Here is an 8,612-nt window from a genome sequence, read left to right as displayed (position 1 = left end):
CCCTTCTTCTGCTCTTCCTGTCCCTCATCCATTTCTATGTATACATGCTGTCCTAACATAAGTCCCTCTGATGAATCCAGAGTTACATAGAAAGGATAGGTACTGGAACTTGTAGTATCATCACCGCTGGACATTCCAAAATAGGAATTACTGCTACTGCTGTTCGTAGAATTCTGCTCGTCCACAGCCCCCATAGTTCCATGCCAGATCTGATTCTCATCCACTCTGGAACGCACAATAACTGCAGAGCCTGGAACAACCGTATTACGATTCTGCTCATTTACCTGCCCCTTAATACGGTAAGCACCTGTACTGAGAATGGTGATAAAAGAATTATCAGAAGAATCACTTCCGGAATCAGCTCCCATGCTGTCATCCAGAGTATCTCCATCATCGCTTCCCAGCTTACTGGTATCAATTTTCTGGATGACTCCGTCGATTTCGCTTCGTACTTCTGTATTGGTGGTAGCTGCCTGCAGCTTATCAATCTCTGCCTGCTTGCTCACCTGGTCATATTCGTTCTTCTTCAGATTCATCTTATTCGTCTCAATCTCAATGGTATAAGAAAGCTGGCTGTTCTTATTGGCTTTCTTTTTCTCTTTCTCAAGAGTGGAAATCTGTTCATTAAGGCTGAGCGCTTCATTCTTCAACCGGTCAAGAGCCAGCTGGGCTTCCTTCAGGCTGTCCTGGATACTGCTCAGGTCGTATTCAAAAAGCAGCTGTCCCTTCTTTACCTCATCTCCAACCTTCACCTTTACTTCGGTAACAGTTCGATTGTTCTCAATATTTACCTTTACCGTCTCCTGAGGCTCTACCACGCCTGCGAACCGGTTCAGCACTCCGGAATCTTCTCCAAGAAGAGTGCTGATCTTAGTCACATATGCAACTTCACCAGAAGCCGCTGCAGAATCCCCATAATTTTCTTTATAGTAATACCAGCCACCGGCACCAGCTGCTCCAGCAAGAATGATCAGCCCTCCGATGACAAAACCTTTTTTCTTCATGGTTACCTCCTATACGATAACTCAATGGTTTTTCAATATCTTTTGCAATTATAACAGATATATCTCCACATCTGTCATCTGCATTTACCCTGTTTATAATAACAGATTCAGCCTCAAAAGAAAAGCATTCTAAGCTGATAATGCATTTTTCACAATTTATTCACTCTTTTTTTAGAAATATCGTCTAAATTTTAGGCATTTTTGACTTTTATGAAAAAAAATGGTATAATAAAAAAGTTTTATAAACATTTTACGTAATAATTTGAAAGGAAAGAACTCTGTATGAAGTCAGTCAGATTTCTGCTTCCTCTTCTTTTGCTTCTCTGCACTTTTTCACTATGCGGCTGTACCAGCAAGGAGGAGAAAAAAATCGAGGACGCAGTAAAACAGGAACTGGATCAGCTAAAGGATCTGGATTCCATTACCACACAGAAATACATCTCCTACCAGAAGCTTTTCCCCGGTGAACCCGAAGATATCACTATTTCTTCTGATATTGAAGAAGTCTTTTCTCTCTTTTTCCAGGATTTTGATTATAAAATTCTGGATGTTAACGTAGACAAGGACAAACAATCCGCACAGGCGAATCTCAGGCTGGTCACTCTGGATGCCCATGCGCTTGCTGAAGATTTTTCCAAGGCGCAGCTGAAGCATGAAATTTCCCAGTCCGCTTCCTCTGAAGAAGCCACGGAACAGACCATTTCCCTTGAAGAGCGCTACACGCTTCTGAATGAATTGCTTAAGAGTAATGACTACCAGACTGTGGAGCGTAACTGCACCATCTCCTTAGACGCCTCAAATAAAGACGGCGAAACCAGTTGGGAGATCCGGCGCACCAATACACTGGAAAATGACCTTGTCGGCGGTCTTATGAACGATCTCACAGACCCGGATATTTTATCACCGGAAGACACAATCTTAGTTTATCTGAATACCCTGAAAAATATGTCTGCAGAGGAACTGGGCAATTATTTAAATGCAGATTCCATTATCAGCACAGAAGACCCTGCAAAGATCAGCCTTGCAGAAGCACTGGTAAAACAGGTTCACTCCACCTTTGATTATTCTATTGGGGAAACCACTGTTTCCGGCTATACAGCCACAGTTACAGCCAATATTACCACCTTTGACAGCGATGCTATTCTGGAAAATTATCAGAAGGAGCTGGATTCCTATCTTGCCTCTGTGGATGCTGTTATCGACGGTGCCCAAAAACGATATGAAAAGTCCTACAGTCTGCTTCTTGAATATATTGAAGAAAATACAGCTACTAAAACAGTGGAAACAACTTTCACACTGATCAACGACGGTGCTTCCTGGAAACTGGAAGACGCAGGAACGGTGTTTGGACAGGCATTGTTTGGAACTTTAAGTTCCAGCCCGGTAGAAGACAAGCAGGAAACCAACGGATGATATAGTTAAAATTTACGCCTCTGCAAACTTGTGCAGGGGCGTTTTTATTTGTGCTGACAGCGAACCCAAAGTCCATGCCTGCCAGAGCGTGACAACATTCTTCCATAAGAAAAATCCCACCCATTTTTGCAGGCAGGATTTTTCAGTCAGCTTATTCCAAGTTATAAGCTAAGTTATCTCTTGTTGTATTTCTTTTCTTATTCCTCAGTCTCTGGAGCAGCTTCTTTCTCAACTTCAAGTCCCAGCTCGTCCAACTGTGCTTCGCTTACGCGCTGCGGTGCCTGAGTCATCAGACAGGATGCATCTTTTACCTTCGGGAATGCAATTACGTCACGAATACTGTCAACCTTGGCAATGAGCATAACCAGACGGTCAAGACCATAAGCCAGTCCGGCGTGAGGCGGAACTCCGTATTTGAATGCATCCAGAAGGAATCCGAACTGCTCATGGGCAGCTTCCGGGGTAAATCCAAGCTCTTTAAACATTCTCTCCTGAATATCATCCTGATGGATACGAACACTGCCGCCGCCGATCTCGTTACCATTCAGTACAATATCGTAAGCCTTCGCACGAACAGCGCCCGGATCTGTGTCGAGAAGCGGGATATCCTCATCCATCGGCATTGTAAATGGATGGTGCATAGCTGTGAAACGGTTTTCTTCCTCGCTCCACTCAAGAAGCGGGAACTCCGTTACCCATACGAAGCGGTATTCGTTCTTGTCAAGAAGATCCATCTGTTTTGCAAGCTCCAGACGAAGTGCGCCAAGAACATCATAAACCAGTTTCTTCTTATCCGCTGCAAACAGAAGCAGGTCACCTGCTTTACCGTCCATAGCAGCTACAAGAGCATCCATCTCCTCATCTGTCATAAACTTGGCAAAGGAAGACTTTCTGGTGCCATCTTCTGCGATTGCAATGTATGCAAGACCTTTTGCACCATATCCCTTGGCAAACTCTACTAACTTATCAATTTTCTTACGAGGCATGCTGCCCTGGCCTTCTGCGTTGATACCACGAACGCTTCCACCAGCTTCAAGAGCACCTGTAAATACGGAGAATCCACAGTTCTTCACAATATCGCTTACATCATGAAGCTCCATGCCAAATCTCATATCCGGTTTATCAGAACCGAAACGATCCATTGCTTCCTGCCATGTGATTCTCTCGATTGGAAGTTTCACATCGATACCAAGAACCTCTTTGAACAGGTAGGAAAGATATCTCTCATTTACATCGATTACATCATCTACATCTACGAAAGAAAGCTCCATATCGATCTGTGTGAACTCCGGCTGACGGTCAGCACGAAGATCCTCATCACGGAAGCATCTTGCAATCTGGATGTATCTGTCATATCCGGAACACATCAGAAGCTGTTTGTACAGCTGCGGTGACTGCGGCAGACCATAGAAGCAGCCAGGATGTACACGGGATGGCACCAGATAATCTCTTGCACCTTCAGGAGTACTCTTTCCAAGCATAGGAGTCTCAATCTCCAGGAATCCCTCGTTTGTAAAGAAGGATCTTGTCAGCTGCATTACACGGCTCTTCAGGATCAGGTTTCTCTGGAGATCCGGACGTCTTAAGTCAAGGTAACGGTATTTCAGACGTACATCCTCTTTTGTTTTGCTGTTCTCCTCAACCGGGAATGGCGGAACTTCTGCCTCGGAAAGAACACGGAGAGATTTTGCTCTCACTTCGATCTCACCTGTTGCAAGATTCTCATTTACTGCACCACCACGTTTCTCAACGGTTCCGGTAACTGCGATCACAAACTCACTTCTCAGCTTGCCGGCTTTGGCAAAGCCTTCCTCATCAATGGAACCATTTTCAAAGATCAGCTGCATAATACCACTGCGGTCACGTAAATCTACGAAAATGATTCCTCCTTTATCTCTTGCTTTCTGAACCCATCCCATAAGTGTTACTTCGCTGCCTACCATCTGTGTGGTCACTTCTGCACATCGACAGGTTCTGTGCAGTCCCTGCATACTCTCAGCCATTTTAAGGCGCCTCCTTATTCTATGGGGTTTCCCCCAGCTTTCTCTGATTATAAACCATTCAGCTGTATTGCTTTAAATGATCCATAAAATATCATTGACGGCTGTTTTTCAAAAACAACACGTTAAATCTCTTTATCAGCGTTTAAAGAATTCCACAAATTCCGTATAGCCTTCAGCTGTCATCTGGTCTTTTTGGAATTTCTTATTCTTCTTCATAATAGAGATATTGACTTGAACTCCGGTCTTTCTCTCTTCTTCTGCCTGACGGAAAATCTCAATCAGCTTGTCTGACGGCATATTTTTCTCAATAAGATATGCCTTCTTAGTCTTTGCTGTAGGAATCTGATATCCTCTTTCAAGAAGGAGCATAACAATACGCTCAAATCCAATAGAAAATCCGCATGCACTTGTATTGTTTCCTGTAAATTTACCAATCATCTCATCATAACGTCCGCCGCCGCCAACGCTGCCGCCAAACTCATCCATGGAAATTTCGAAGATCGGACCGGTGTAATAAGACATGCCGCGAACCAGTGTAGGATCAAATGCCATCTTAAAGTCAGCAGTCTTCACAGCTTCCACAGTGGAAATGATTGTCTCAAGATCTGCTGCGATCTGTTCGTCAAGAACATCTGCCAGCTTCTCCTTGCAATATCTTACGCCCTGGATATCTGAGCTGATTTCTTTAAACATCGCAAGATAAGTATCAATGCTTTCTTTTGCAAAGCCTTCCTCTTCCAGTTCTTTCGCTACGCCCTCAAGACCAATTTTATCCATTTTGTCAAGAATGATAAATACAGTATCAAAGCTTTCCTTCGGAAATCCGCTATACTCAGCCATAGCCTTCAGAATACGGCGGTCATTGATACGGATAGTGAAATTATGGAAGTCAAGCTTGCCAAGAAGTGTAGTAGTCGCAAGTACCAACTCGATTTCTGCCATATAAGTAGGCTCACCTAAAATGTCAATGTCACACTGCATAAACTGACGGAAACGTCCTCTCTGCGGACGATCAGCTCTCCATACGTATCCCATCTGAAGTGCCTTAAATGGTCCAGGCAATTCATTAGAGTTATTTGAATAATATCTGGAAAGAGGTACTGTCAGATCATAGCGAAGACCTGAATCCACAAGATCAGCTTCTTCTTTTGCCTGGTCAAGCTTCAGCTTCTCACCTCTTTTTAAGATTTTGAAAATCAGCTTCTCATTATCACCGCCCTGTTTGCTGCACAGGTTCTCAATGTGCTCCACTCCCGGAGTCTCAATTGAAGTAAATCCAAAGGAACCATATGTTTCACGGATCAGTCCTGTAACATAGTTACGGACTTCCATCTCCTTTGGTAAAATATCTTTCATGCCGGTAACCGGCTTCTTCTTTAATGCCATGTGTCCTCCTTATTTACCAGCCTGGCTGGCGTGTACTACTCTTTGAAATGCAAGAAATACTTCCAGATCAAAGTTTTTTATTTCGTCTATCATCAATTCCATCACAGTATGCTTATCAAAAGCCTTGCGGTAAGACCGCTCCTGACTCAATGCACAGAATACATCGCATACACGAAGAATCCGGGCACCAATGGGAATCTCCTTCCCTGCCAGATTGGACGGATAACCGCTTCCATCGTAATTTTCATGATGATAAAGAATACTCTCAAGAACAAAATCCGAATAGCCCTGGTCTTTCAGTTCCTCATAGCCAAGTGTAGAATGCATGCGGACATATTTCAATTCCTCAATTACCATGGGATTACTTTCCTGCCCGTTGATATAGCTTCTCAGTTTCAGCTTTCCTATGTCGTGAAGCATTCCTGCAATTGCAAGATCGTAACACTGCTCATGAGGAAGTCCAAGCTCCTTACTTAACGCGTACGCCAGATTACTCACTGCGATTCCATGCCTTAACTCTGCTGATAAATCAAATTCCAGAACTCTGTCGGATGTTTCTGACTGTTCACTGGAAAGCTTTTCCAAGAATTTTCCCTCCCTCCTACAACCAGGTTCCAATTCCTGTTCGCTTTCTTTCAATCATCTCATCAATACGGGCAATATAGCTTGTGACATCTTTCACATTCTCCACCCGCTCAATACGTTTGCCATGGTCAAAGACCAGTTTGGAAGAACCGCCTGCTCCAAGAGCAATGATCGGTTGTTTTTCTTCCATAATCAGTATATTGTAAATCCCGGCTTTGTCAACCTTTGCATAGCCTACATTTTCAAAATTTCCTTTCATATTCTTCTGACGGTACAGATAGTAAGGTCCCATTTCCATGGAATATGCAGTCTGCTGTGTCAGATCCATGATCTCCTGGTTATTTTCAAATGTCATCTCCTGATATTTGTCCTTAAACATATTCAGGCGTGCTGCACGCTTCACAGCCAGAGAATGTACGGTAAGGCTGTCCGGGGAAAGCTCTTTTACTTTCTCCAATGTGTATTTCACCTGGGAAATATCCTCTCCAGGCAGTCCTACAATGAGATCCATGTTAATATTGTTATAATTCAGTTCTCTGGCAAGATGGAAAGCTTCTATGGTCTGTGCCACAGTATGACGTCTTCCAATGATTTCCAGAGTATCCTGATTCATGGTCTGGGGATTAACAGAAATTCTGGTCACAGGAAATTCTTTAATTGTCTCAAGCTTCTCCCTTGTAATACTGTCTGGTCTGCCAGCTTCAATGGTAAATTCTACAAGTCCATCAAAACCAAAGGACTCTCCCAGCTGTTCAAGAAGCCTTTTCAGCTGATACGGCTCTAACGTGGTAGGTGTGCCTCCGCCGATATAAATCGTATCCAGCTTGTAGTTCTTCATCATCTTGGCCGTTTCGCGAATTTCCAGACATAAAGCATCCAGATATTCATCTACTCTTTTTGCCCAGAGCTTCAAAGGGTAGGAGCTGAAGGAACAATACAAACAGATACTTGGACAAAAGGGAATACCTACATATAAGCTGTAACCATGCTCATAATCAATATCCTGAAGAAGTGCCCGCTCCCTGTTTGCTATGGTGATGGCAAGAGCAGTTTTCTTTGCGCTTACCAGGTAACGCTCCCGCATTTCCTGTGCAATCTCGGTATTTTTCATACCACTCTCGATCATCCCCATGGCAAGCTTGGCCGGACGAATTCCCGTAAGATTCCCCCATGGAAGGGTTCTGCCGGTAAGCTTCACCAGAACATTGTACAGTGCATATTTCAGACTGTCCTTGTTGGCTTTACGAAGCTCATGGGCATCCATGAGTTTCTCATGAGTTTCCTGACTGGAATCCCCGTCTGCCCCCCGGATCACCTCTGCGCTGGCAACACCTTTTTGATCCTTCGTATCATATTTTATAACAAAATTGTCATTATCTTTTTTCACAGTAAAGAAGATATCGTATACCGCTTCGTCTTTTTCGTAGAGGCTGTGGATATCTCCTTCCGGATAAAATGCTTTTATTAATTCATATATATCATGCTCGAAATCCCTGTCAAGCAGCAGGATTCCTATTTTACACAAATGGATTGTACCTCTTTTCGTAACCGATAGTTGTAGATGTATCATGCCCCGGATAAACATTTGTTTCATCTGGAAGGGCATTTAACAGCTTATGAAGGCTCTCCCGGATTTCACGGGAACTGCCGCCAGGAAAATCCGTTCTTCCAACAGAACCACAGAATAATGTGTCCCCGCTGAACAGAACCCTTTCGTCTTTCAGATAGTAGCAACAGCTTCCTTTCGTGTGTCCTGGAGTGTGGAGCATCTGAATAGAAAATCCAGCAGCTTCAAATACCTGCAAGTCCTCCAGAAAAACATCAGGACGCACAGAACATGGTTTATGCATCCGGTCAGTCATATTCACAGAAGGCTCCCGAAGCATTTCCTCTTCCTGACGACAGGCATAAACCGGAATCTGATACTCAGCTTTCACAGCCTGTACTGCCATAATGTGGTCAAAATGTCCATGAGTCAGAAGGATTCCTACCGGCTTTGCCCCCATATCTTCCACCTTCTGAAAGATTCTCTTCGGTGAATCTGCCGGATCAACAATCAGTGTTTCACCAGTTTCTTTATTTTTTAAAAAGTAGCAATTGGTATATACAGGGCCAAGAACCATCTGCTGTAATTCAAGTTTTCCCATAGATTATCCTTTCATGGCAGCTGATATGCCATTTATGTTATTATTCCGTTATTGTCCGTGTCCTGACCGGTAAC

At 43.6% G+C, this 8,612-nt stretch carries 7 protein-coding genes; 1 reads left to right on the top strand and 6 read right to left on the bottom strand.

The window, feature by feature from the left end; genetic code table 11:
• Nucleotides 1-1,004, bottom strand: a 1,004-nt coding sequence (locus AB5170_RS18880; RefSeq protein WP_368365134.1) for a biotin/lipoyl-binding protein, incomplete at its 3' end; no start/stop codon positions are given.
• A 282-nt stretch (nt 1,005-1,286) separates the two neighbouring features.
• On the opposite strand from AB5170_RS18880, the gene AB5170_RS18875 reads away from it, so the two are divergent.
• Nucleotides 1,287-2,417, top strand: a complete 1,131-nt coding sequence (locus AB5170_RS18875) for a hypothetical protein (protein ID WP_226837641.1) — start codon at nt 1,287-1,289, stop codon at nt 2,415-2,417.
• Between the two features lie 197 nt (nt 2,418-2,614).
• Here the strand turns inward: AB5170_RS18875 and aspS are convergent, their stop codons facing one another.
• The 5 genes from aspS to AB5170_RS18850 form a co-directional block, all read right to left on the bottom strand.
• Nucleotides 2,615-4,420, bottom strand: a complete 1,806-nt coding sequence (gene aspS, locus AB5170_RS18870; protein ID WP_148461918.1) for an aspartate--tRNA ligase — start codon at nt 4,418-4,420, stop codon at nt 2,615-2,617.
• Between the two features lie 135 nt (nt 4,421-4,555).
• Nucleotides 4,556-5,806, bottom strand: a complete 1,251-nt coding sequence (hisS, locus tag AB5170_RS18865; RefSeq protein WP_118579399.1) for a histidine--tRNA ligase — start codon at nt 5,804-5,806, stop codon at nt 4,556-4,558.
• Nucleotides 5,807-5,815: 9 nt separating this feature from the next.
• Nucleotides 5,816-6,391 carry an HD-GYP domain-containing protein gene (locus AB5170_RS18860; protein ID WP_118579396.1) on the bottom strand — a complete coding sequence of 192 codons (576 nt, stop codon included), beginning with the start codon at nt 6,389-6,391 and terminating at the stop codon, nt 5,816-5,818.
• 16 nt (nt 6,392-6,407) lie between these two features.
• Complete coding sequence (gene hemZ, locus AB5170_RS18855; RefSeq protein ID WP_330637271.1) at nt 6,408-7,916, bottom strand: coproporphyrinogen dehydrogenase HemZ; 1,509 nt, start codon at nt 7,914-7,916, stop codon at nt 6,408-6,410.
• Nucleotides 7,909-8,538, bottom strand: coding sequence for an MBL fold metallo-hydrolase (locus AB5170_RS18850; RefSeq protein ID WP_173735053.1), 630 nt, complete (start codon nt 8,536-8,538; stop codon nt 7,909-7,911). The genes hemZ and AB5170_RS18850 overlap by 8 nt, the downstream gene beginning before the upstream one ends.
• Nucleotides 8,539-8,612: the final 74 nt, after the last annotated feature.

The organism is Ruminococcus sp. RTP21484sp1_RTP21281st1_A8_RTP21281_210402, assembly GCF_040914025.1.
GTDB lineage: Bacteria > Bacillota > Clostridia > Lachnospirales > Lachnospiraceae > Blautia_A > Blautia_A faecis.
Note: the sequence above shows the minus strand (reverse complement) of the source record. Positions and strands in the feature narration are given on the sequence as shown.